Below are 22,131 nucleotides of genomic sequence, written 5' to 3' on the forward strand. Positions count from 1 at the left end.
TCCCCGTCCTGCCGACCCTTCGCCCAGCATGCTGCCGACTTCCCGTACCTTGCGTCTGTCGTTGTATACCCTGCTGATCATCGCCGGCGCAGCTATTGCCGCAACGGTCGCCATCCGTCACGCCGAACGCCAGGCGCTGGAGGAAGACGCCGCCCGCGCCAACCAGCAACTGGCGTTGTACGCCAATTCCCTGCATACCCTGATCGACCGCTACCGTGCCCTGCCCGCCGTGCTGGCGCTCGATCCGCAATTGCGCGCAGCGCTGGCCGGGCCGGTGGATGCAGAGGAACAGGCGGCGCTGAATCTCAAGCTGGAAAAGATCAACGGTGCGGCGCAATCCTCGACCCTTGAACTGCTCGATCACACCGGCCTTGCCGTGGCCGCCAGCAACTGGCGTTTGCCGAGCAGTTACGTCGGTCACAATTACGGTTTTCGTCCTTATTTCAGCCAGACCCGCACCCAGGGCACCGGACGCTTCTACGCGGTCGGCGTGACCAGCGGAATCCCCGGTTATTTCCTATCCAGTGCGGTGCTCGGTGATAACCAGCAGTTCCTCGGGGCGATGGTGGTCAAGCTGGAATTCCCCGAACTGGAACGCGAGTGGAGCCAGGGCAGCGACACGCTACTGGTCAGCGATGCGCGCGGCATCATCTTCATCGCCAACCAGCCCGGCTGGCGGTATCGCTCGCTGCGGCCGTTGAGCGCCCGCGACATGGATGAAATCAAAGCCACCCGGCAGTACGACAAGCAATCGCTGCAGCCCCTGACTCATTTGTCGCTGCGCAGCTTTGATGACAACAGCGATCTGCGCCGCGTCGAAGGCCCGCAAGGCACGGCGGATTATCTGTGGGAATCGCTGCCGCTGAGCGCCGAAGGCTGGACCTTGCACCTGTTGCGCCGCCCGCAAGTGGCCTTCGAAGACCTGCGCAACGCCGGCCTCGCAGCCGCCGGGGTATGGCTGGCGCTGGTGTTTCTGCTGCTGTTCCTCAATCAGCGCTGGCGGCTATCGAAAATCCGCCAGCGCAACCGCGAAGAACTGGAGCAACTGGTCGAGGAGCGCACCCGCGACCTGCGCACCGCCCAGGACGGTCTGGTGCAGTCGGCCAAGCTCGCCGCCCTCGGCCAGATGTCTGCCGCGCTCGCCCACGAGATCAATCAACCGCTGACCGCCCAGCGCATGCAACTGGCGACACTGCGCCTGCTGCTCGACCATGGCCGCGTCGACGATGCCTACAAAGCCCTGAAACCGGTGGACGACATGCTCACACGCATGGCCGCCCTCACCGGCCATCTCAAGACCTTCGCGCGCAAGAGCCCCAGCGGTTTGCGCGAGCGCCTGGATCTGGCGACGGTGGTTGATCAATCCTTGCAACTGCTTGACGCGCGACTGCGTGACGAACAGGTCAGTCTGGTGTTGCACCTGACGCGTCCGGCGTGGGTACGCGGTGATGCGATCCGCCTGGAACAAGTGCTGATCAACCTGCTGCGCAACGCCCTCGATGCGATGCAGGACAAACCGTGCAAACGTCTGGAAATCCGTCTGCAAGCCGATGAACAACTGTGGCGGCTGAGCATCAGCGACAATGGCGGCGGCATCGCCGAAGAACATCTGGGTCAGGTATTCGATCCGTTCTTCACCACTAAACCTGTGGGTGACGGTCTGGGCCTGGGGCTGGCGGTGTCGTTCGCCATCGTCCATGAATCCGGTGGACGCCTGAGTGTGGAAAATGGCGAGAACGGCGCGGTATTCAGCCTGACTCTGCCGATCGATCTGGAGGCACACATCTGATGCTCAATTCGGTGATGGTGGTCGATGACGAAAGCAGCATTCGCAATGCAGTCGAGCAGTGGCTGAGCCTGTCAGGCTTCGAGGTGCAGCTGTTCAGCCGCGCCGAAGAATGCCTCGCCGCCCTGCCCGCACACTTTCCCGGGGTGATTGTCAGCGACGTGCGCATGCCCGGCCTCAGTGGTCTGGAGCTGCTGGCCGAAGTGCAGCGCCGCGACGCCGATCTGCCGGTGATCCTGCTCACCGGTCACGGCGATGTGCCGATGGCGGTCGAAGCCATGCGCGACGGCGCGTACGACTTTCTGGAAAAACCCTTCAGCCCGGAAACCCTGCTCGACAGCCTGCGCCGGGCCCTGGAAAAGCGCCGCCTGATTCTGGAAAACCGTGCCCTGCACGAGCAGGCCGACCACCGCGCCAGACTCGACGCGACGCTGCTGGGCGTGTCCCGTGGTTTGCAGACCTTGCGCCGGCAGGTGCTGGACCTGGCGGCGTTGCCGGTCAACGTGCTGATCCGTGGCGAAACCGGCAGTGGCAAGGAATTGGTTGCCCGTTGCCTGCATGATTTCGGACCGCGTGCGGACAAGCCGTTCGTGGCACTCAATTGCGCGGCGATCCCTGAACAGTTGTTCGAAGCGGAACTGTTCGGCCATGAAAGCGGCGCGTTTACCGGTGCCTCTGGCAAACGCATCGGCAAGCTGGAATATGCCGATGGCGGCACGCTGTTTCTCGATGAAATCGAAAGCATGCCGCTGGCCCAGCAGGTCAAACTGCTGCGGGTGTTGCAGGAGCAGAAGCTTGAACGCCTGGGTTCGAACCAGAGTATTCGGGTGGATTTGCGCATCGTCGCGGCGACCAAACCCGACCTGCTCGACGAAGCGCGGGCCGGACGTTTTCGTGAAGACCTGGCGTATCGCTTGAACGTCGCCGAGCTGCGTTTGCCGCCGCTGCGTGATCGTCGCGAAGACATTCCGTTACTGTTCGAAAACTTTGCCCAGAGCGCGGCTCAGCGTCTTGGTCGCACCTTCCCACCGTTGACGGGTGCGCAGTTGAGTCACCTGCTCAGCCATGACTGGCCGGGCAATGTACGCGAACTGGCGAACGTCGCTGAACGCCAGGTGCTGGGGCTGGATGAACCGGCGCCGGGGATTGATCCGGGCCAGTCGCTGGCGGCGCAGCAAGAGGCGTTTGAAGCGCAATGCTTGCGTGCGGCGCTGACCCGGCACAAAGGCGATGTAAAAGCGGTGCTTGAAGAGCTGCAACTGCCGCGTCGGACCTTCAATGAAAAGATGCAGCGGCATGGGTTGAGTCGGGAGATGTTTGTTCAAGGCAGCTGACTTTTGCAGTGTTTGATCGGGCCTCTTCGCGGGCAAGCCCGCGAAGGGGCCAGCACAGGCAACATTGATCTATCAGCCTGAATGAGCAACTTTCCGCTCATCGCAATCCATGCATAAGCGGATTTCCGCTCTCCAGATCCCTCAAACTCCTCTAAACCGCCCTTCTCTCCGTTGGCACACCTCCTGCTATAGCCCTCGCAGGCTGCGTTCCAACGCGCTCCACAAAAACAATTAAACGAAGGATCCTTCAATGGATAACTCCAACGCCCTGCCACTTGGGTCGGCTGCCGTGCCGGCCAAAGAAAGAACCACCGCCAGCCGGATCAAATCGATCTTCAGCGGTTCCGTCGGCAACATGGTCGAGTGGTACGACTGGTATGTGTATGCCGCCTTCTCGCTGTACTTCGCCAAAGCCTTCTTTCCCAAAGGCGACACCACCGCCCAACTGCTGAACACCGCCGCGATCTTCGCCGTGGGCTTTTTGATGCGCCCGATCGGCGGCTGGCTGATGGGGCTGTATGCCGATAAGGTCGGACGCAAGAAAGCGCTGATGGCCTCGGTTTACCTGATGTGCTTCGGCTCGTTGATCATCGCCCTGAGCCCAGGTTATGAAACCATCGGTGTCGGCGCGCCGATCCTCTTGGTGTTCGCTCGCTTGCTGCAAGGCCTGTCGGTCGGAGGCGAGTACGGCACCTCGGCGACTTACCTGTCCGAGATGGCGACCAAGGAACGTCGCGGCTTTTTCTCCAGTTTCCAGTACGTGACGCTGATCTCCGGCCAGCTCATCGCCCTCGGCGTACTGATCGTGCTGCAGAACTTCCTCACCACCGAAGAGCTGTATGCGTGGGGCTGGCGTATCCCGTTCGCCATCGGTGCGTTGTGCGCAATCGTTGCGCTGTACCTGCGTCGCGGCATGGAAGAAACCGAGTCGTTCACCAAGAAAGAAAAGGCCAAGGAAAGCGCGATGCGCACCTTGATGCGTCACCCCAAAGAGCTGCTGACCGTGGTCGGCCTGACCATGGGCGGCACGCTGGCGTTCTACACCTACACCACCTACATGCAGAAGTATCTGGTGAACACCGTCGGCATGAGCATCTCCGACTCGACCACCATTTCGGCGGCCACGCTGTTCCTGTTCATGTGCCTGCAACCGATCATCGGTGGCCTGTCCGATAAAATCGGCCGTCGTCCGATCCTGATCGCATTCGGCGTGTTGGGCACAATCTTCACCGTGCCGATCCTGATGACGCTGCACACCATTCAGACCTGGTGGGGTGCGTTCTTCCTGATCATGGCGGCGCTGATCATCGTCAGCGGTTACACCTCGATCAACGCAGTGGTGAAAGCCGAACTGTTCCCGACCGAGATCCGCGCACTGGGCGTCGGCCTGCCGTATGCACTGACCGTGTCGATCTTCGGCGGCACCGCTGAATACATCGCGCTGTGGTTCAAGAGCATTGGTATGGAAACCGGTTACTACTGGTACGTGACCGCCTGCATCGCAGTGTCGTTGCTGGTGTACATCACCATGAAAGACACGCAGAAACATTCGCGGATCGTGACTGACTGACAGTTACACCAGATCAAAAGATCGCAGCCTTCGGCAGCTCCTACAGGAGGCTGTCGGGGCTGCGATTTTTGTTTTATGGCCGATTAATCACCGGTTAATGCTCCCCCTGCATCCTGTGCTCACCTGATCGATTACCTGCGCGACGTTCGCTCCTGATGATGGAAGCCAATTAATGCGTCGCCCTTAACATCTAGTTAATCGATGGTTTTTAGCATTATTTTGCGCTTTTTAATCAATTTAGTTGGCGTAACATAAAACCCATGCAAGACACACCCGCCAACGAATCTGGAGTAACAGACATGAAAACCAAACTGATCCTCGCTTTCGCCCTGTCCGTACTGGCCGCCAACACCTTTGCCGCCGACGGTTTTGATCGCACCGGCTCCGCAGTCGCCGCTGATGGCTACGACCGCACCGGTTCGGCCACTGTCGCCGCTGACGGCTACGACCGCACCGGTTCGGCCACTGTCGCCGCTGACGGCTATGACCGCACCGGTTCGGCCACTGTCGCCGCTGACGGCTACGATCGCACCGGCTCCGCCACTTTCGCCGCTGACGGCTACGACCGCACCCAATCCGCTTCGATCAGCTGATTGCTGTTGTAAAGTGCACAGCCCGGCTTCGGCCGGGCTTAGTCATTTCTGGGGAATGGAAAATGTCTGGAATGCACACGATCCCCTGTGGGAGCGAGCCTGCTCGCGAAGGCGGTAGCCCATTCAACATTGATGTCGACTGAAGAGCCGTCTTCGCGAGCAGGCTCGCTCCCACATTTGATCTTCAACGGCCGGACTTGCACTATTACTCTCTGACAAATGCCCTCCCTGGATCCCAAGCCATGCCCGATGACATCCACTTCTACGAACCCGCCAACGGCCACGGCCTGCCCCACGATCCGTTCAACGCCATCGTCGGCCCGCGCCCCATCGGCTGGATCTCCTCGCAGGATGCCAACGGCCAGTTGAACCTGGCGCCGTACAGTTTTTTCAACGCCTTCAACTACATTCCCCCGATCATTGGTTTCTCCAGCGTCGGACGCAAAGACAGCCTGAACAACATCGAGCAGACTGGCGAGTTCGTCTGGAACCTCGCCACCCGCCCGCTGGCCGAGCAGATGAATCAGAGCTGCGCGATGGTCGCGCCTGAAGTCAACGAGTTTGAATTGGCAGGACTGACGACGGTGGCGTCAAAGGTGATTTCAGTGCCACGGGTCGCCGAAAGCCTGGTGTCCTTCGAGTGCAAGGTCACCCAGATCATTCAGTTGCAGCGCGCCGATGGCGAGACGGTGCCGAGCTGGCTGATTCTGGGCGAGGTAGTCGCCGTGCATATCGCCAAGTGGCTGTTGAAGGACGGCATCTACGACACCGCCGCGGCAGAACCGATTCTGCGCGGCGGCGGGCCGGCGGATTATTTTCAGCTGGGGCCTGAAGCCCTGTTCAAGATGTGGCGACCGGGCGCGGTCAAGTAACTGATTACCAGATCAGCTCGGCGTCTTCAGTGACGCCTTTGAGGTTGTCCAGCTCATTGATGGCGGCCTCATCGGCAACGATGGCGCCGGGGAATACCTGACCACCCAGCAGTTTGTGAAAGCGTGGCGCACCGCCATCGACCAGGGCCTTGACCGCGATTGCTGCGTGATAGCCCTTGTTGCCACCCAGTTCGACGGGGACGACTGCGGATACTGCTTCGAAGTGTTCGAACTCTTTACGTGCCATGTCGCAAGTCCTGGCTCAGTCAATTAAGCCGGACATTAAACCCTCAACCGGCGAGTTTGTGTACCGGCGCCGAGCACTGGCCGAGGGCCTGCACCGCAGAGACTTCCTTGAAGGTGTGGAAATCCAGACTGTTGACCACCAGGTCCTGCACCAGCTCGGCGAAGATTTCCATCGACGGACTGTTGAAGTACGCGGTCATCATCTGTTGATTGCTCCAGAAACCGGAGACCAGCCACAACTCGGGATCACACTGCGAATGCTGCAAGGCAAAGTTCAGGCAACCGGGGGCGGCGCGGGACGGTTCGATCAACGCGCTCAGGCGTACACCGAGTTCCGCCGAGCGCCCGGCACGCGCTCGGACGAAGGCCATATGACTGACGGGAATCTGCTTGGACATTGTTCAACCCTCCCAGGGAGTCGCGTGGCAGCCAGCGGACGGGCTGCGACAGGATCAAAGGTTAAGGGCCGCGTGCCAGACGCCGTTAGTCGATTCCTGCCGCCCTGTTGCACAATCCTGCGACAGTAGTCGCAACACCGTCACACAGGCTTTGTGCAGGAGCCGCCGAAGGCTGCGATCCTTTGACCTTTGAAAATCAACAGATCGCAGCCTTCGGCAGCTCCTACAGGGTTCGACGACAAATCAACGCCGCGACCCCGTGCAGAATCAGGCAAGCATTTCGCAGAATGTGTCTACCGCTCTCGATTGCACAAACATATGCTCTGCTCCATTCCACCTCCCTTGCCGAGGATGCCGCGCATGACGTCATTCGATCGTTTTCAAGCCGAACCCACCGCTGATATGGAAAAGCAGCGCGCGGAACTCGCGGCGATCATCCGCCGCAACACCACGGACGACGGCAGTTACGCCACCGCTGTCGGTTCGCTGTTCATGTCGCGCCACACCCGATCCCATGACTTCGCCCCGGTGCTGGCGCAACCGGCGCTGTGCATCATGGCCCAGGGACGTAAAGAGGTGCGGCTGGCGGATGAGTTCTTCAATTACGACCCGCTGAATTACCTGGTGGTCTCGGTATCGATGCCGTTGAGCGGACGCGTGGTCAACGTCTCGCCGCAAGATCCGATCCTCGCTGTGCGCCTGGATATCGATCCGGCGGAAATCACCGCACTGATCGCCGACGCCGGTCCCCTGGGCGTGCCGACCCGGCCGACCGGGCGCGGTCTGTACGTCGAAAAAATCGACAGCGCGATGCTCGACGCCGTACTGCGCCTGGCGCGTTTGCTTGATGCGCCAAAAGACATCGCCATGCTCGCGCCGCTGATTCGCCGGGAGATTCTCTATCGCCTGCTGCGCAGTCCGCAGGGGCATCGCCTGTATGAAATTGCGATTGCCAACAGCCAGAGCCATCGCATCAGCCAGGCGATCAAATGGCTCAACGGCAACTTCGAGCAGCCACTGCGCATTGATGATCTGGCCAAAGAAGTGAACCTCAGCGTGTCGACCTTGCATCACCGCTTCAAGGCGATGACAGCGATGAGTCCGTTGCAGTATCAAAAGCAATTGCGCCTGCAAGAAGCGCGACGCTTGATGCTCGCCGAGGGGTTGGAAGCTTCGGCGGCGGGGTATCGGGTCGGGTATGAGAGTCCGTCGCAGTTCAGCCGTGAGTACAGCCGCTTGTTCGGGGCGCCGCCGTTAAGGGATCTGGCGCGGTTGCGGCAGTCGGTCTGATCCAGACATTGCGCTATAGCGACTGACGCCATCGCTGGCAAGCCAGCTCCCACAGGGTTATGTGCTGAACACAGAATCTGTGCACACCTGAAAAACCTGTGGGGGCTGGCTTGCCAGCGATGGGGCCCGTCAAGAAAACCTCAATCCAGAATCAGGCACCGAGTACCCGACACGCCTCCACCGGCAACGTCACCGACACCGGATGCCCGATCCCCAAGCCAATCCCCTGACACGGCGTACTCAACGCAGTAAACGTCACCCCCGAACACTCCACCGTAGTCTCGATGGTCGCGCCGATATCGCGCACGAACGTCACCTTGCCCAGCAGCCGGTTGCCCGCCGTCGCCTGCGCTGGCGACAGTTGCAGATCTTCCGGACGAATCAGCATTTTCAACTTCTGCCCGACCACGATGCTGCTGCACATCGGCACTTGCAGCGCATCACCACCCGGCAGGCTGACCTTGCCGTCGCCCAGCGCCGTGGCCGGGAAGATGTTGCCCGAGCCAATGAAGTCGGCAACAAACTCGTTGGCCGGATGGCGGTAAATTTCAATCGGTGTACCGACCTGCTGCACCTTGTGCTCGCCCAGCACCACGACGATGTCGGCCATGGTCATCGCTTCGCGCTGATCGTGGGTGACCATGATCGTGGTGATGTTCAGGCGTTGTTGCAGTTGGCGGATTTCCACCTGCATCGATTCGCGCAGCTTGGCGTCGAGCGCCGACAGCGGTTCGTCGAGCAAGAGGATTTTCGGGTGCGAGGCAATCGCCCGGGCAATCGCCACGCGTTGGCGCTGGCCGCCGGAGAGCTTGGCCACCGGACGGTCGATCATCGCCTGCAACTGGATCAGCTCAAGCAGTTCAACCACCCGCGCCTGTTGATCAGCCTTGCTGACGCCTCGCAGTTTCAGCGGGTAGGCGATGTTCTCGCCGACCGTCATGTGCGGGAACAGCGCCAGCGACTGGAACACCATGCCGAAATTGCGCAAGTGCGCCGCGGTGTGGGCGATGTTTTCGCCGTCCAGGCGAATCTCGCCGCTGGTCAGGGTTTCCAGCCCGGCGATCATCCGCAGCAAAGTGGTTTTACCGCAGCCCGAAGGGCCGAGAAAGCACACCAGTTTGCCCTCCGGCAAATGCAGATTGACGTCTTGGACCGCGCAAGCCGAGCCGTAGAATTTCTCGACGTTTTCCAGAATCAGACCAGTCATGTTGCACCTCAAATCAAAAGGAAACGCCGCCCTCGCCCACCAGCTTCTCCAGCGCCCAGATCAGGACGAAGTCGATCAGCACGATCAGCACGGCAAACGAGAACACGGTAGGGTCGAGCGATGACACGGTGCGGCTGTACATCCAGATCGGCACGGTCATGACGTCGATGGTGTAGAGGAAATAGGTCACGGTGAATTCGTTGAACGAGACGATGAACGCCAGCAGCATGCCCGCCAGAATCCCCGACTTCATCAGTGGCACCACTACATCGATAATCGCCCGCAATGGCGAGGCGCCGAGCATCTGCGCCGCTTCTTCGACTTCACTGCCGATGGAAAGCATTGCTGCGGTGCAGTTCTTCACCACGAACGGCAACGCCAGGATCACGTGGGCGATCACCGGTCGCGAAGTGGTCATGTGGAACGGCAAGCTGTCGAACACCAACAGCAACGCCAGGCCCAATACCACCATCGGAAACACCAGCGGCAGCGACATCAGTTGCAGCGCAACGGCTTTGCCACGGAATTCGCAACGGGTCAGTGCATAGGCGGCCGGCACTGCGATCAGCGTGGCGAAGATCATGGTCAGGCACGCCACCAGCAGGCTGGTGCCCATGGCCTGGCCGAGGCTCAGCACATCGCTGGCGTCCGGCGAAACAAAAGTGTGCCAGGCCGCTTTGTACCATTGCAGGCTGTAGCTGCTCGGCGGGAAGTCGAGGTTCGACGCACCGCTGAACGACATCACGATCATGGTCAGGATCGGCAACACCGCCAGCAGCAGAATGAACCCGGAGAGGATGCCGGCGAACTTGCCGGTGTCGCCGGGCAACAGCGACTGACGCTTCTTGAACAAGACACTCATTGCGAAGCCTCCAGTAAACGCCGACGACGGCCGGTGATGTATTCAGACAGCGTCATGATCGCCAGCGTGGTGACAATCAGCACCACCCCGGCAGCGGATGCCGCGGGCCAATTCATCAAAGGGGCGATCTGGTCATGCACCATCACCGCGAGCATCGGCACGCGCCGGCCACCGAGCAGTAACGGCACGACAAAACTGCTGGCGTTGTAGGCGAACACCAGTGTCGCGCCGGTGATGATCCCCGGCAGGCTCATCGGCAACACCACTTGGCGGAACACTTGGAAGCGGCTGGCACCCAGGGTGGCGGCGGCTTCTTCGTAGCTGCGGGCGACGCCGCGCATGGCGCTGGCAATCGGCAGCACGGCGAGCGGAAACGCGGTCTGCACCAGCCCCATCAACACACCGTTCTGGTTGTACAGCAACATGATCGGCCGCTTGATCAGGCCAAGCCCCATCAGCGCCTGATTCAACATCCCGCCGGGGCCGAGAATCACCAGCCAGCCGTAGCTTTGCAGCAGCAAGTTGACCAGCAATGGCAGCAGCACCGCTGCCAGGAAAATCCGCCGCAGAAAGGGCGAAGTCAGCCGCGACATGGTGTACGCCACCGGGATCGCCAGCACCACGGCAATCACCGCGCTGATCAGCGCCAGACGCAGGGTCAGCAGCAAGGATTTGAGGTAATAGGGTTCGAGCAACTGGGCGTAACTGGCCAGGCTGAAACCGCTCCATTCCGCGCCTTTGGTGCCAACGCTCATGCGCAGCACCAAAAGGCTGGCAGCGATCAGCACGCCGAGAAACAGCATCGACGGCGTGAGGAAAAACCACGCCCGCGCGGTCGGCGAAATACCGCGCGCCGGACGCACGTCGCCGGCGCCAACCGGTTGGGTCAGGGATTGATGTTCCATAGCAATGATCTCGTCACAAACAGCTGAACACATCCCCCTGCAGGAGCTGCCGCAGGCTGCGATCTTTTGATCCTGCTCTTGATCTTCATGGGTTTAGAAAAAGATCAAAGTCAAAAGATCGCAGCCTGCGGCAGCTCCTACAGGGTGAGCCCGGATCAGGAAGAAAAGATTTCCGTATAGCGACGAATCCATTGGTCATGCACGGTCGCCAGGAAGGCGTTGTCGTGCATGATCGCCTTCTCGGCAATCTGCTCCGGCGTGAGAATGTACGGGCTCTTGCGCGCTTCGGCGGAGATGATCGCCTTGGCGTTGACCGGGCCGTTGAAGATGTCTTCGGCCATCTTGCCCTGCACCAGCGGGTCGAGAGAGTGGTCGATAAAGGCGTAGGCCAGATCGGTATCGCCCGGACGATTCTTCGGCATCACCGAGAGCATCAGGTCGGTGTAGAACCCTTCCTTCATGCCGAAGGTGGCGCCCAGACCGTAGTTCGGATCGCGGATCTGTTTCGGGAAAAACGCCGGGGCGTAGAGGCCGCCCATGTCCAGCGAGCCGGTGCGGAACAGTTCGGCGATCTGGTTGGGGTTCTCGCCCAGGGTGATCACGCGGTCCTTGAGTTCGGCGAGTTTCTTGAAGCCCGGCTCGATGTTGTGTTCGTCACCACCGGCCAGTTTGGCGGCGATGATGATCAGGTCCATCGCCTCGGTCCAGTTCGGTGGCGGCAGGAAAATGTTCGGCGCCAGATCGGCGTCCCACAGCGCGGCGTAACTGTCCGGCGCTTGTTTCAAGGTGCGGGTGCTGTAGACCAGACTGTTGCACCACAGCAAATAGCCGATGCCGTGACCGTTGGCCCCGGTGCGGTATTTCTCCGGGACGTCGACCAGGTTGGGAATGCGGTTGAGGTCGGGTTTTTCCAACAGCCCGGCGGCGGCCAGGCCTTCGGCGCCGACGCCGGCCAGGGTGATGATGTCGTACTGCGGACGATCACCACCGGCCTTGAGTTTGGCGACCATTTCCGAGGTGCTGCCGGTGCGATCGGCGATCACCTTGGCGCCGGTCTTGGCTTCGAAAGTCGCGGCGATGTTGCGCAGTGCGGCGAGGCCGGTGTCATCCGACCAGGTCAGCAAACGCAAGGTTTTGCCGGCGAACCGCGTGTCGCTGGCGCTGGCCCGGATGAAGGGCATGCTCATGGCCGCTGCGGCCACGGACGCTACACCAACGGTTTTAATGAATTGACGCCTGTTCAGATCGTGCTCGCCCATGAAGGACTCCCTTTGTTCTTTTAAGTATGAGGTTGGTCGCAACCGTTGCATCCGCGCGGCCGGTTCGGCTCAAAGCCCCGTTTTCAAAGGGCTTGAGCGCTGCCGACGGGTTCATCCTGAGGTCGTGCAAAACACCTGACTATCGATAAAAACTCATTGAAGCCATGACGCCGACGCATGCCTCGTTGCGAGGCATGCGCTCACCTTTTTCGGGCGTTCAGAGCGCCCGGATCACGTGTTTGATTTCCTGAAACGCCGCCAGCCCCCAAGGGCCCAATTCGCGGCCGATACTGCTCTGCTTGTAACCGCCCCACGCTGTTTGCGGGAAGATCACCTGCGGCGCGTTGAGCCACACCAGCCCCGCTTGCAGGGCGTTGGCGACCCGGTCGGCGGTCTCGGTGTTACGCGTCACCACACTGGCGACCAGACCGAACTGACTGTCGTTGGCCAGCGCGATTGCCTCGGTTTCACTGCTGAAACGGCGCACGCACAGCACCGGGCCAAAAATCTCTTCACACCACAACGCACTGTCGAGGGGCACGTCGGTGAACACGGTTGGCTGCAAAAAATATCCGTGCGGCAGATCGGCGGGACGATTGCCGCCGCAAATCAGCTTCGCCCCGGCACTCAACCCACGGTCGATGTGGCCCAGCACGCGCTGGTACTGCGCCTGATTGACCAATGCGCCCATTTCCACATCCGGATCGAACGGCTCGGCCACACGGATTGTTTCCGCACGGGCCTTCAAACGCAGGAGAAACTCATCCGCCAGTTCATCAGCGACCAACACGCGGCTGGTGGCTGAACACATCTGCCCGGCATTGAAGAAGCCGCCACCGCAGGCCAGCTCCACCGCCAGATCGAGGTCGGCATCTTCGAGCACCAACAACGACGATTTACCGCCCAGCTCCAGGCTCACGCCCTTCACGGTTTCCGCGGCGCGCTGCATCACTTGCACACCGACGGCGTTACTGCCGGTGAAGGAAATCTTGGCGATACGCGGATCCGCCGACAGCGGCGCACCGACCGCCAGCCCGGTGCCGCAGACCAGGTTGAACACGCCTTTGGGCAGACCGGACTCGGCAATGATCGCCGCCAGTTCCAGCTCCGGCAGCGGCGTGACCTCCGACGGCTTGAGCACCACGCAGCAACCGGCAGCCAGGGCTGGCGCGAGCTTCCACGCGGTGGTGACCATCGGGAAATTCCACGGCACGATCAGCCCGACCACACCACAAGGTTCGCGGCGCAGACGTGCGCTGAAATCATCGCTGGGCAGCGCCACGTTGCTGTCCTGTTTGCCATCGAGGTCTTCGGCCAACTCGGCGTAATACTCGAACGTGGCGATCACATCATCGACGTCGATGGCCGCTTCGAACTGCGGCTTGCCGTTGTTGCTCGACTGCAACTTCATCAACTGATCGCGACCGTTGCGCACGCCGTTGGCAATGTTGCGCAGGATCGCGCCACGCTCGGCGCCGCTGGTTTTCGACCAATCCTTGAACGCTTCGACAGCCACGGTCACTGCGTGATCGACGGCCAGTTCATCACCGCCATTGACCGTGGTCAGCAGCGCTTCGGTGGCCGGGTTGATCACCCGCAGATGTTCGCGGCCAGCAGACCATTGGCCGTTGATGTAGAGGCCGTCGAGGGTGGTGGGGAAATTGATCACTTGGCCACCGCCTGCATCCATTGGTTCTGGTCGATTTCAATCACGGTCGGGCCTTGGCGATCGGTCGCGGCACGCAGCGCAACACGCAGTTGTTCAACCGAGCTGATCGCTTCAGCCGCGCAACCCAGAGCCTTGGCCACACCGATGAAGTCCGGGGTGTAGATGTCGACGCCAACCGGTTCGATGGCGCGGTTGACCATGTACTTCTTGATCTCTTCGTAACCCTGGTTATTCCACAGCAGCACGATCACCGGGGTGCGCGCTTCGACAGCGCTGGCCAGTTCCGGCAGGGTGAATTGCAGGCCACCGTCGCCGATCAGGCACACCACTGGCGGGCGCGCACCTTGGTCGCAATGGCCGCCGAGCCATGCACCGATGGCCGCCGGCAAGGCGTAGCCGAGGGTGCCGTAACCGGTCGACGAGTTGAACCAGCGGCGCGGGCGCTCCGGGTTGAAGGTGAGGTTGCCGGTGTACACCGGTTGCGTGGAGTCGCCGACGAACACCGCGTCCGGCAATTCGTGCAGAACGGTTTCGAGGAAACGGGTCTGCGCCAGCGTCGGTGCATCCCAGGTGGCGGCCAGATCATCACGCAGACGTGCGGCACGCACCTGCCCCCAATCGTTGCGACGCTCGGCCAATGGCTTGTGCGACAAGGCGCTGAGCAGCGCTTGCGCGGCGTTGCGCGAATCGGCGACCAGCGCCACATGTGGCGGATAGTTGCGCACGGTCTGATCGGCATCGATATCAATGCGCAGCAGCTTGCCGGGAATCTCGAAACCGCCGGCGAAAGTGACGTCGTAATCGGTCTCGGCCAGTTCGGTGCCGATCGCCAACACCACGTCGGCATCCGCGACCAGCGCGCGGGTCGCAACCAGACTCTGCGTCGAACCGATCAACAACGGATGGCTGGAAGGCAACATGCCTTTGGCATTGATGGTCAGCGCGACGGGGGCGTCGAGCAGCTCGGCCAGTTCGGTTAGTTCGGCGGCGGCATCGATGGCACCACCACCGGCGAGGATCAGCGGACGCTGTGCGCCGGCGAGCAATTCTGTCATGCGGCTCACGGCGACCGGTGCAGCGCCGGCCCGATCGATAGTGACCGGAAGGCTGGCGAGCAGCTCATCGGCGTCTTCGACCAGTACGTCCAGCGGAATCTCAATGTGCACCGGGCGCGGACGCCCGGCCTGGAACAGGGCAAAGGCGCGAGCCAACACGCCGGGCAACTCCGCCGCCGACATCAAGGTATGGGAAAACGCCGCGACACCGCCGACCAGTGCGCTCTGATTCGGCAACTCGTGGAGCTTGCCGCGCCCGCCCCCCAACTGGCTGCGCGACTGCACGCTGGAGATCACCAGCATCGGGATCGAGTCGGCGTAAGCCTGGCCCATCGCCGTGGTGATGTTGGTCATGCCCGGGCCGGTAATGATGAAGCACACACCCGGTTTGCCGCTGGTGCGGGCGTAGCCGTCGGCCATGAAACCGGCGCCCTGCTCATGCCGTGGGGTGACATGGTTGATGCTCGAACGGGCCAGCCCGCGATACAGCTCCACGGTATGCACCCCGGGAATGCCGAACACCTGCTCGACCCCGTAACCTTCGAGTAACTTGACCAGTACTTCGCCACACGTCGCCATGTCATTGCCCTTCTTGTTCGTTTGAGACGCCGGGCCTGCGCTGTGTTTATGATGCGCGGGCAAGCCCAGGGATGGCCTCATTGGAACGGGCGACACCTAGCCGCAACAATGGATAAAAAATCATACTAGCCATGTCCTCACGTCATACCTCGGATCGCCATGAAACGAATGCCTCCCCTGCCCGCGCTGCATACCTTTCTGATTACCGCGCAGTGCTGCAACTTCACCCGGGCAGCCGAGCAGTTGCACATCACCCAAGGTGCGGTGAGCCGGCAGATCGCCGGGCTTGAGGATCATCTGGGGTATGAACTGTTTATCCGCCAGGCCCGTGGTCTGGAGCTGACGGCCGAAGGTCGCGAATGGCTGCCGCGCGTGGAAAAGGTGTTTGGCTTGATCAGCGAAGCCACCGAGCAGATCGGGCTCAAGCGCGAAACCCTGCAACTCAAGGCACCCAGTTGTGTGATGCGCTGGCTGGTGCCGCGCCTGTTGCAATGGCAGAAGGAGCGCCCGGATGTACCGGTCAAACTGACGACGACCCTGGCCCACGGCGTGGATTTTGCGCGTGAGCCATTCGATGCCGCCGTCATCTATGGCACGCCACCGGACAACTCTTCGACCGCCCTGCATCTGTTCGATGAACAACTGACACCCGTCTGTTCGCCCGCGCTATTGCAAGGCCCTCCGGCGTTGGCGACACCGGCCGATCTGCAACACCACCTGCTGCTGCACCCCACCCGCGATACCCAGGACTGGACGGCGTGGCTGACCGCCGCCGAGCAGCAATTGAACAACGTCAACATGGGCCAGCATTTCGAGACGCTGGATCAGGCGATGTCGATGGCGTCGCACGGCACGGGGGTGGCGATTGGAGACTGGTCGTTGATCGGCGACGACCTGCGCGCCGAAAGACTGGTGATGCCGTTTGAGCTGAAGGTGAAGACGGGGTTGGCGTATTACGTGGTGGTGCCGCAGGGCGGGGAACCGTCGCCGCCGCTGGAAGAGTTGATGATCTGGCTGGTGGAACAGGCGCATACCCGCTAGATCCATCCTCAACCGCCGATCCATGACACCCACAACATCGCCCCGTAGGAGCTACCGAAGGCTGCGATTTTTGATCTTGTTTTTTTAAAAGTAAAATCAAAAGATCGCAGCCTTCGGCAGCGCCTACAGGGGTTGTGTGTCAGTTCAGTACCCGACGGTAAACCGCTGGCGCGAATGCTTCGGCGTTTCCACTTCGTCAACCATCGCAATCGCGTAATCGGCAAAAGTGATCCAGCTGCGCCCTGCTCCACTCACCAGCAAATGATCCTTGCCGAGGCGGAACGTACCGCTGCGTTCACCTTCGACAAACTCCGCCGACGGCGACAGAAAGCTCCAGTCCAGTTCCTTCTCAGAACGCAACGCATCCAGAAACGCCGCACCGGCCGCAGCCTCGGTTTTGTACTCCGCCGGGAAACCCGGGCTGTCGATCACCCGAGTGTCGTCCGGCAATAACAGTGAACCGGCACCACCGACCACCAACAGACGTTTCACACCCGCCTGCTTTACCGGGCCGACAATCGCACTGGCCGGCACCGTGGCGAAATGCGCGGCGGTGATCACCACGTCGTGACCGGCAACAGCGTTTTGAAGTGCCGCCGAATCCAGCACATCGACACTCTGGCTGACCACCCCGGCACGGACACCGATTTTCGAAGTATCGCGGGCGATGGCAGTAACGCTGTGACCGCGACGCAGGGCTTCTTCCAGCACTTGGCTACCGGCACGACCGGTGGCACCGATGATTGCGATCTTGCTCATGACATTCTCCAGTTGGCTTGAGAGTGCTGCGTTTTCAGAATCGGGTTACCACTGCATTTCGCCCTTGGCGACTTTGGCGCTCAGCTCCAGCGAGCTTTCCTCGCCCAGCTTCGGGTAGCGCTTTTTCATCGCGGCGATCAGGGCGGCGGAATCCTTGGCCTTGGCAGTTTCTGCGTCGAACGCCTTGATGTAGTCGGCGGTGAATTTCACGCTGGCCAACGAACGGCTGCTGTCACCCAGGTAATGCCCCGGCACCACGGTGTCCGGCTTCAGGGTTTCGATCGAATGCAGGGTTTGCAGCCAGTCGGCATGGGATTGCGCGGTCTGGGTGTCGGCCATCCACACGTGGATGTTCTCGGCGACAACCACACCACCGACCACGGCCTTGAGCGACGGAATCCACACAAAGCTGCGATCCGGTTGTTTGCCCTCAAGCCCAACCACCTGCAACTTCTGCCCTTCGAGCATCAGGCTGTCGCCCTTGAGCACGCCCGGGACGATGGTTTTCGCCGGCACGTCAGCGCCCATTTTCGGGCCCCAGAACGCCAGTTTGCCTTCGACGGTTTTGTTGATGTGATCGACGGTCGGCTGCGAAGCCAGCACCTTAGCATCGGGGAAGGCCTTGGTCAGGGTGTCGAGACCGAAGTAGTAATCCGGGTCACCGTGGCTGATGTAGATGGTGGTCAGGTGCTTGCCGCTGGCGCGGATCTTTTCCACCACTTGCTCGGCCTGGGATTTGCCGAACTGTGCGTCGACCAGGATTGCGTCTTTTGCGCCGCTGACCAGCACCGAGGTCACCGGAAAAATGGCGTTGATGCCCGGGTTGTAGACATCGAGGGTCAGGTTGGCCGCCGCCGCGTGGGCAGCAAAACCCAAGGAAGCGGTGGCGAGTAAAACGCGTTTGATTGCGGTGAAACCGATCATCTGTTGCTCCGGTGTCCGAATGCCGTGTCTGGCGATGGGGCAGAGCTTAGTTGCCTGAGTCAGTACAAAAAATGCGATGCTTGGACATAGTTTGTTTCTGAAAGCGGGCAAATCATGGATCGTCTCCAAGCAATGCGGGTGTTTGTCACGGTGGTAGATCTGGGGAGCCAGTCGGCAGCGGCCGATCACCTGGACCTTTCACGCCCGGTGGTATCGCGTTATCTGGCAGAGCTGGAAGACTGGGTCGGCGCACGCCTGATGCACCGCACCACGCGAAAATTGAGCCTGACCGCCGCCGGCAGTGAAATCCTGCCGCGCTGCCGGCAGATGATTGAACTGTCGAGCGACATGCAGGCCGCCGTCAGCGAACCCCACGACGCGCCGCGCGGACTGCTGCGGATCAGCGTCAGCACCTCGTTCGGCCAGGCGCAACTGGCCGATGCGATGGCGGCGTACGTCAAGCGCTACCCCGGCGTCAGCATCGATATGCAGATGCTCGATCGCACGGTGAACCTGGTGGACGAGCGCATTGATCTGGCGATCCGCACCAGCAATGACCTGGACCCGAATCTTATCGCCCGGCGCCTGACCGTGTGCCGCTCAGTGGTCTGCGCGGCCCCTGATTATCTGCAAGCGCATCCGGCGCCACAGCGGGTTGAAGAACTGAGTCGACACAACTGCCTCACTCACTCCTACTTCGGCAAAAGCCTGTGGCATTTCGAAGAGGACGGCGAGCCAGTATCAGTGCCGGTTCAGGGCAATATCAGCGCCAACGAAGCGAGCACACTGTTGCGAGCGACGTTGGCCGGTGCGGGGGTGGCGATGCTGCCGACCTATCAGGCCGGGGTACATATTCACGCAGGTGAATTGATTCGGTTGCTGCCCGACGCCGAACCACGGCGGATGAACATCTACGCGGTCTACGCCTCGCGCAAGCACATGCCGGCGGCGCTACGCAGCATGCTGGATTTTCTTGTGCTGCGGTTTCCCGAAAACCCTGTTTGGGATGTGGGATTGTAAAAGTCAAAAGATCGCAGCCTTCGGCAGCTCCTACATTTGGAATGCGCTTGTCCTGCAGGAGCTGCCGAAGGCTGCGATCTTTTGATCTTGTTCTATGCTGAAAGCAGTACCCAAGGGTATTCGTTCAGAGGTCGAACACCATGAACATCAAAACAAGAAGATACTTCGCGATTTTCATCACCTGCGCTGCCACGCTGGCGTTGTACGGCACCGCAGCCTGGCGGGTCGAGCAACTGCGACAACTGCCCCGCGAATACGCGAGTTGCAACTACGAGCGCTGCATTCCGCACAACGCTACGCTGAACGCGTTGCGCTGATGTAGCTGAAGCGAACCCTGCAGGAGTGAGCCTGTTCGCGATATCGTGTGTCAGTCACCTGCAATATTGATCATGACGGCGCTATCGCGAGCAGGCTCACTCCTACAGGGGATTTGTGGTGGTTACAGATTCACTGCTCGGCCTTGAGGCGGTCGCGAAACGCCTTTGGCGAAATCCCCACCCGGCGCCGAAACAGGCGTGTGAAGTTGGTCGGATCGGAAAATCCCAACAATTCCGACATCTCATAAATCGTCATGCTGGTGTAGGTCAGCAGACGCTTGGCTTCCAGTAACTGGCGTTCGTGCATGATCTGCAACGCCGGTTGCCCCGCCAGCTCACGGCATGTGCCATTGAGGTGTGACACCGAAATGCCCAGTCGATGGGCCAGATCTTCGACCTTCACATGCTGGCGGTAAGTTTCCTCCACCAATTGAATAAACCCGGCGAGGTATTCGCGCTGGCGTTGCGGCCGCTGGCTGGCGTTATGGCGAACGATCGCCTGACGGCTGACCCAGACCATGATCACGCTGACCAGCGAATGCATGAGCATTTCCCGCGCGGGTTGATGGCCGTTGTACTCGGCCTGCAACGCCGTAAACAAACTATTCAGGTAATCACCGTCATTGCCCGCCGGATAGCTATCGGCCTGGGCGAGCGCGTGAACCGCGTTGCCCAGTTGCGCCTGCAAGTGATTGATCAGCGGCGTGGCGAGCGTGACGACGAATCCTTCGATGTCCTCGGAAAAACGGAAGCCATGCACCGATAGCGCTGGCAGTACTTGAATGGCAGGCGTTTGAAGCTGAGTGCGCTGACCTTCGATCTCAAGCTCTGCCTGACCTTTGAAGACGAAGAGCAGCTGGCACAAATCGGCGTGGCGGTGGGGTTTGATTTCCCATTGATGTTCGCGACTGCGTGAGGAAATGGTTTCACAGTGCAGCAAGTCCGGGGTCGGCCAGTCCAGGCTTTCACCGTAGAGCTTGAACACCGGAATCGAAGGCAGCTCAGGCTTGTTCATCACTTCAATCCAGGCCTCTAGGGTTACGGGCGATAATCGCACCGATTGGCAGAATGTACAGGTATCGGCTCAGTTTTCACCTTCAATTGACAGACCCGCAAGGGAAAAATGCAAGCACTCGATCCATAAAAATCATTCACCGGCCTTGGCCGCGTGAAGCTTGCGAGCCATAAAAACAATGAAAACGCTGAAAACCCAAGTCGCCATCATTGGCGCCGGTCCATCCGGATTGCTCCTCGGTCAGTTGCTGCACAACGCCGGCATCGACACCCTCATCCTCGAACGCCAGGCACCCGATTATGTGCTCGGGCGCATCCGTGCCGGTGTGCTTGAACAAGGCATGGTAGAGCTGTTGCGACAGGCCGGCGTGAGTCAGCGCATGGACGCCGAAGGTCTGGTTCACGGCGGTTTCGATCTGGCGCTGGACGGGCGTCAGGTACACATTGATCTGCATGCGTTGACCGGCGGCAAGACCGTGATGATCTACGGCCAGACCGAAGTCACCCGCGACCTGATGGCCGCTCGTCGGGAGGCCGGGGCAACGACGATTTATCAGGCGAGTGATGTCATACCCCACGGCATGAAAAGCGACGAAGCCTTCGTCACCTTCGAAAAGGACGGCGAAACCTGGCGCGTCGATTGCGATTACATCGCCGGTTGCGACGGTTTCCACGGCGTCGCCCGCCAGTCGATTCCGGCAGATTGCCTGAAGGTCTTCGAACGGGTTTATCCGTTCGGCTGGCTGGGGATTCTGGCCGACACTCCGCCAGTGCAAGACGAACTGGTCTACGCCCGCCATGAACGCGGGTTTGCCTTGTGCAGCATGCGGTCAGCGGTTCGCACTCGTTACTACCTGCAAGTGCCTGCAGATGAAAACGTCGACAACTGGAGCGATCAGCGCTTCTGGGATGAGCTGAAAAAGCGCCTGCCGTCAGAGCTGGCAGAGAAACTGGTCACTGGCCCGTCAATCGAAAAAAGCATCGCGCCACTGCGCAGTTTCGTGGTCGAACCGATGCAATACGGCCGGATGTTTCTGGTCGGCGACGCGGCGCACATCGTCCCGCCCACGGGCGCGAAGGGCTTGAACCTGGCCGCCAGCGACGTCAGCACATTGTTCAATATTCTGTTGAAGGTGTACCGCGACGGTCGCATCGATCTGCTGGAGAAATATTCCGAGGTCTGCCTGCGTCGGGTCTGGAAGGCCGAGCGGTTTTCCTGGTGGATGACGTCAATGCTGCATCGCTTCGACGATCACGATGACTTCAGCCAACGCATCAGCGCCTCGGAACTGGACTACTTTGTCAGCTCGGAAGCGGGCCGAAAAACCATTGCAGAAAATTACGTCGGGCTTCCGTACGAGGCTATCGAATAGCCTGCTATCGACTTACACTGGCGAGCATCCCCCGCTCGCCAGCGGGTTCATCTCTGCC

At 60.6% G+C, this 22,131-nt stretch carries 21 protein-coding genes; 10 read left to right on the forward strand and 11 right to left on the reverse strand.

Annotated features, from left to right (window positions below):
- The first annotated feature begins 28 nt into the window (after positions 1-28).
- The 5 genes from PSH79_RS21560 (at position 29) to PSH79_RS21580 (ending at position 6,155) form a co-directional block, all read left to right on the forward strand.
- Entirely contained in the window at positions 29-1,789 is a 1,761-nt protein-coding gene (locus PSH79_RS21560) for an ATP-binding protein (protein WP_305439488.1), read from the forward strand.
- Positions 1,789-3,120, forward strand: a complete 1,332-nt coding sequence (locus tag PSH79_RS21565; protein WP_305439489.1) for a sigma-54 dependent transcriptional regulator — start codon at positions 1,789-1,791, stop codon at positions 3,118-3,120. The genes PSH79_RS21560 and PSH79_RS21565 overlap by 1 nt, the downstream gene beginning before the upstream one ends.
- Before the next feature lie 250 nt (positions 3,121-3,370).
- Positions 3,371-4,690, forward strand: a complete 1,320-nt coding sequence (locus PSH79_RS21570) for an MFS transporter (RefSeq protein WP_305439490.1) — start codon at positions 3,371-3,373, stop codon at positions 4,688-4,690.
- A 299-nt stretch (positions 4,691-4,989) separates the two neighbouring features.
- Entirely contained in the window at positions 4,990-5,283 is a 294-nt protein-coding gene (locus PSH79_RS21575; RefSeq protein WP_305439491.1) for a hypothetical protein, read from the forward strand.
- Between the two features lie 242 nt (positions 5,284-5,525).
- Complete coding sequence (locus tag PSH79_RS21580; protein WP_305439492.1) at positions 5,526-6,155, forward strand: flavin reductase family protein; 630 nt, start codon at positions 5,526-5,528, stop codon at positions 6,153-6,155.
- Between the two features lie 4 nt (positions 6,156-6,159).
- Here the strand turns inward: PSH79_RS21580 and PSH79_RS21585 are convergent, their stop codons facing one another.
- Together PSH79_RS21585 and PSH79_RS21590 are read right to left on the reverse strand one after the other, a co-directional pair.
- Positions 6,160-6,402, reverse strand: a complete 243-nt coding sequence (locus PSH79_RS21585) for a hypothetical protein (RefSeq protein WP_305439494.1) — start codon at positions 6,400-6,402, stop codon at positions 6,160-6,162.
- 43 nt (positions 6,403-6,445) lie between these two features.
- On the reverse strand, positions 6,446-6,799 hold the full coding sequence (locus tag PSH79_RS21590; RefSeq protein WP_305439496.1) for a putative quinol monooxygenase: 354 nt from the start codon (positions 6,797-6,799) through the stop codon (positions 6,446-6,448).
- 360 nt (positions 6,800-7,159) lie between these two features.
- On the opposite strand from PSH79_RS21590, the gene PSH79_RS21595 reads away from it, so the two are divergent.
- Positions 7,160-8,089 carry an AraC family transcriptional regulator gene (locus tag PSH79_RS21595; protein WP_187678125.1) on the forward strand — a complete coding sequence of 310 codons (930 nt, stop codon included), beginning with the start codon at positions 7,160-7,162 and terminating at the stop codon, positions 8,087-8,089.
- A 151-nt stretch (positions 8,090-8,240) separates the two neighbouring features.
- Here PSH79_RS21595 and PSH79_RS21600 read toward each other — a convergent pair whose 3' ends face one another.
- The 6 genes from PSH79_RS21600 to PSH79_RS21625 form a co-directional block, all read right to left on the reverse strand.
- Positions 8,241-9,296, reverse strand: a complete 1,056-nt coding sequence (locus PSH79_RS21600) for an ABC transporter ATP-binding protein (protein WP_305439497.1) — start codon at positions 9,294-9,296, stop codon at positions 8,241-8,243.
- A gap of 13 nt (positions 9,297-9,309) precedes the next feature.
- On the reverse strand, positions 9,310-10,158 hold the full coding sequence (locus PSH79_RS21605; protein WP_305439498.1) for an ABC transporter permease: 849 nt from the start codon (positions 10,156-10,158) through the stop codon (positions 9,310-9,312).
- Positions 10,155-11,063, reverse strand: a complete 909-nt coding sequence (locus PSH79_RS21610; protein WP_305439499.1) for an ABC transporter permease — start codon at positions 11,061-11,063, stop codon at positions 10,155-10,157. The genes PSH79_RS21605 and PSH79_RS21610 overlap by 4 nt, the downstream gene beginning before the upstream one ends.
- A gap of 155 nt (positions 11,064-11,218) precedes the next feature.
- The gene (locus PSH79_RS21615; protein WP_305439500.1) at positions 11,219-12,322 is read right to left on the reverse strand and encodes an ABC transporter substrate-binding protein; all 1,104 of its coding nucleotides are present in this window, start codon (positions 12,320-12,322) and stop codon (positions 11,219-11,221) included.
- A gap of 217 nt (positions 12,323-12,539) precedes the next feature.
- On the reverse strand, positions 12,540-13,988 hold the full coding sequence (locus PSH79_RS21620; RefSeq protein ID WP_305444051.1) for an aldehyde dehydrogenase family protein: 1,449 nt from the start codon (positions 13,986-13,988) through the stop codon (positions 12,540-12,542).
- Positions 13,988-15,625, reverse strand: coding sequence for a 5-guanidino-2-oxopentanoate decarboxylase (locus PSH79_RS21625; RefSeq protein ID WP_305439501.1), 1,638 nt, complete (start codon positions 15,623-15,625; stop codon positions 13,988-13,990). The genes PSH79_RS21620 and PSH79_RS21625 overlap by 1 nt, the downstream gene beginning before the upstream one ends.
- Positions 15,626-15,784: 159 nt before the next feature.
- Here PSH79_RS21625 and PSH79_RS21630 point away from each other — a divergent pair, with 159 nt between their 5' ends.
- The gene (locus tag PSH79_RS21630; protein WP_305439503.1) at positions 15,785-16,666 is read left to right on the forward strand and encodes a LysR substrate-binding domain-containing protein; all 882 of its coding nucleotides are present in this window, start codon (positions 15,785-15,787) and stop codon (positions 16,664-16,666) included.
- 144 nt (positions 16,667-16,810) lie between these two features.
- On the opposite strand, the gene PSH79_RS21635 is transcribed toward PSH79_RS21630, so the two are convergent.
- Both PSH79_RS21635 and PSH79_RS21640 read right to left on the reverse strand, forming a co-directional pair.
- Positions 16,811-17,425: an NAD(P)-dependent oxidoreductase gene (locus PSH79_RS21635; protein WP_305439505.1), complete on the reverse strand. Its 615-nt coding sequence runs from the start codon at positions 17,423-17,425 to the stop codon at positions 16,811-16,813.
- Between the two features lie 45 nt (positions 17,426-17,470).
- Positions 17,471-18,349: an MBL fold metallo-hydrolase gene (locus PSH79_RS21640; RefSeq protein ID WP_305439506.1), complete on the reverse strand. Its 879-nt coding sequence runs from the start codon at positions 18,347-18,349 to the stop codon at positions 17,471-17,473.
- 114 nt (positions 18,350-18,463) lie between these two features.
- On the opposite strand from PSH79_RS21640, the gene PSH79_RS21645 reads away from it, so the two are divergent.
- Complete coding sequence (locus PSH79_RS21645; RefSeq protein ID WP_305439507.1) at positions 18,464-19,369, forward strand: LysR family transcriptional regulator; 906 nt, start codon at positions 18,464-18,466, stop codon at positions 19,367-19,369.
- 140 nt (positions 19,370-19,509) lie between these two features.
- The gene (locus tag PSH79_RS21650; RefSeq protein WP_203419290.1) at positions 19,510-19,686 is read left to right on the forward strand and encodes a hypothetical protein; all 177 of its coding nucleotides are present in this window, start codon (positions 19,510-19,512) and stop codon (positions 19,684-19,686) included.
- A 130-nt stretch (positions 19,687-19,816) separates the two neighbouring features.
- On the opposite strand, the gene PSH79_RS21655 is transcribed toward PSH79_RS21650, so the two are convergent.
- The gene (locus PSH79_RS21655; protein WP_305439508.1) at positions 19,817-20,701 is read right to left on the reverse strand and encodes a helix-turn-helix domain-containing protein; all 885 of its coding nucleotides are present in this window, start codon (positions 20,699-20,701) and stop codon (positions 19,817-19,819) included.
- Between the two features lie 178 nt (positions 20,702-20,879).
- Here PSH79_RS21655 and pobA point away from each other — a divergent pair, with 178 nt between their 5' ends.
- Complete coding sequence (gene pobA, locus PSH79_RS21660; protein ID WP_305439509.1) at positions 20,880-22,073, forward strand: 4-hydroxybenzoate 3-monooxygenase; 1,194 nt, start codon at positions 20,880-20,882, stop codon at positions 22,071-22,073.
- The last annotated feature ends 58 nt before the right edge of the window (positions 22,074-22,131 follow it).

Origin of the sequence: Pseudomonas sp. FP2196, assembly GCF_030687715.1 — a bacterium.
Lineage (GTDB): Bacteria > Pseudomonadota > Gammaproteobacteria > Pseudomonadales > Pseudomonadaceae > Aquipseudomonas.

Coding starts and splice junctions, on each gene's coding strand:
- PSH79_RS21560 (WP_305439488.1), top strand. CDS start 29: ATGCTGCCGACTTCCCGTACCTTGCGTCTGTCGTTGTATACCCTGCTG.
- PSH79_RS21565 (WP_305439489.1), top strand. CDS start 1,789: ATGCTCAATTCGGTGATGGTGGTCGATGACGAAAGCAGCATTCGCAAT.
- PSH79_RS21570 (WP_305439490.1), top strand. CDS start 3,371: ATGGATAACTCCAACGCCCTGCCACTTGGGTCGGCTGCCGTGCCGGCC.
- PSH79_RS21575 (WP_305439491.1), top strand. CDS start 4,990: ATGAAAACCAAACTGATCCTCGCTTTCGCCCTGTCCGTACTGGCCGCC.
- PSH79_RS21580 (WP_305439492.1), top strand. CDS start 5,526: ATGCCCGATGACATCCACTTCTACGAACCCGCCAACGGCCACGGCCTG.
- PSH79_RS21585 (WP_305439494.1), bottom strand. CDS start 6,402: ATGGCACGTAAAGAGTTCGAACACTTCGAAGCAGTATCCGCAGTCGTC.
- PSH79_RS21590 (WP_305439496.1), bottom strand. CDS start 6,799: ATGTCCAAGCAGATTCCCGTCAGTCATATGGCCTTCGTCCGAGCGCGT.
- PSH79_RS21595 (WP_187678125.1), top strand. CDS start 7,160: ATGACGTCATTCGATCGTTTTCAAGCCGAACCCACCGCTGATATGGAA.
- PSH79_RS21600 (WP_305439497.1), bottom strand. CDS start 9,296: ATGACTGGTCTGATTCTGGAAAACGTCGAGAAATTCTACGGCTCGGCT.
- PSH79_RS21605 (WP_305439498.1), bottom strand. CDS start 10,158: ATGAGTGTCTTGTTCAAGAAGCGTCAGTCGCTGTTGCCCGGCGACACC.
- PSH79_RS21610 (WP_305439499.1), bottom strand. CDS start 11,063: ATGGAACATCAATCCCTGACCCAACCGGTTGGCGCCGGCGACGTGCGT.
- PSH79_RS21615 (WP_305439500.1), bottom strand. CDS start 12,322: ATGGGCGAGCACGATCTGAACAGGCGTCAATTCATTAAAACCGTTGGT.
- PSH79_RS21625 (WP_305439501.1), bottom strand. CDS start 15,625: ATGGCGACGTGTGGCGAAGTACTGGTCAAGTTACTCGAAGGTTACGGG.
- PSH79_RS21630 (WP_305439503.1), top strand. CDS start 15,785: ATGAAACGAATGCCTCCCCTGCCCGCGCTGCATACCTTTCTGATTACC.
- PSH79_RS21635 (WP_305439505.1), bottom strand. CDS start 17,425: ATGAGCAAGATCGCAATCATCGGTGCCACCGGTCGTGCCGGTAGCCAA.
- PSH79_RS21640 (WP_305439506.1), bottom strand. CDS start 18,349: ATGATCGGTTTCACCGCAATCAAACGCGTTTTACTCGCCACCGCTTCC.
- PSH79_RS21645 (WP_305439507.1), top strand. CDS start 18,464: ATGGATCGTCTCCAAGCAATGCGGGTGTTTGTCACGGTGGTAGATCTG.
- PSH79_RS21650 (WP_203419290.1), top strand. CDS start 19,510: ATGAACATCAAAACAAGAAGATACTTCGCGATTTTCATCACCTGCGCT.
- PSH79_RS21655 (WP_305439508.1), bottom strand. CDS start 20,701: ATGAACAAGCCTGAGCTGCCTTCGATTCCGGTGTTCAAGCTCTACGGT.
- pobA (WP_305439509.1), top strand. CDS start 20,880: ATGAAAACGCTGAAAACCCAAGTCGCCATCATTGGCGCCGGTCCATCC.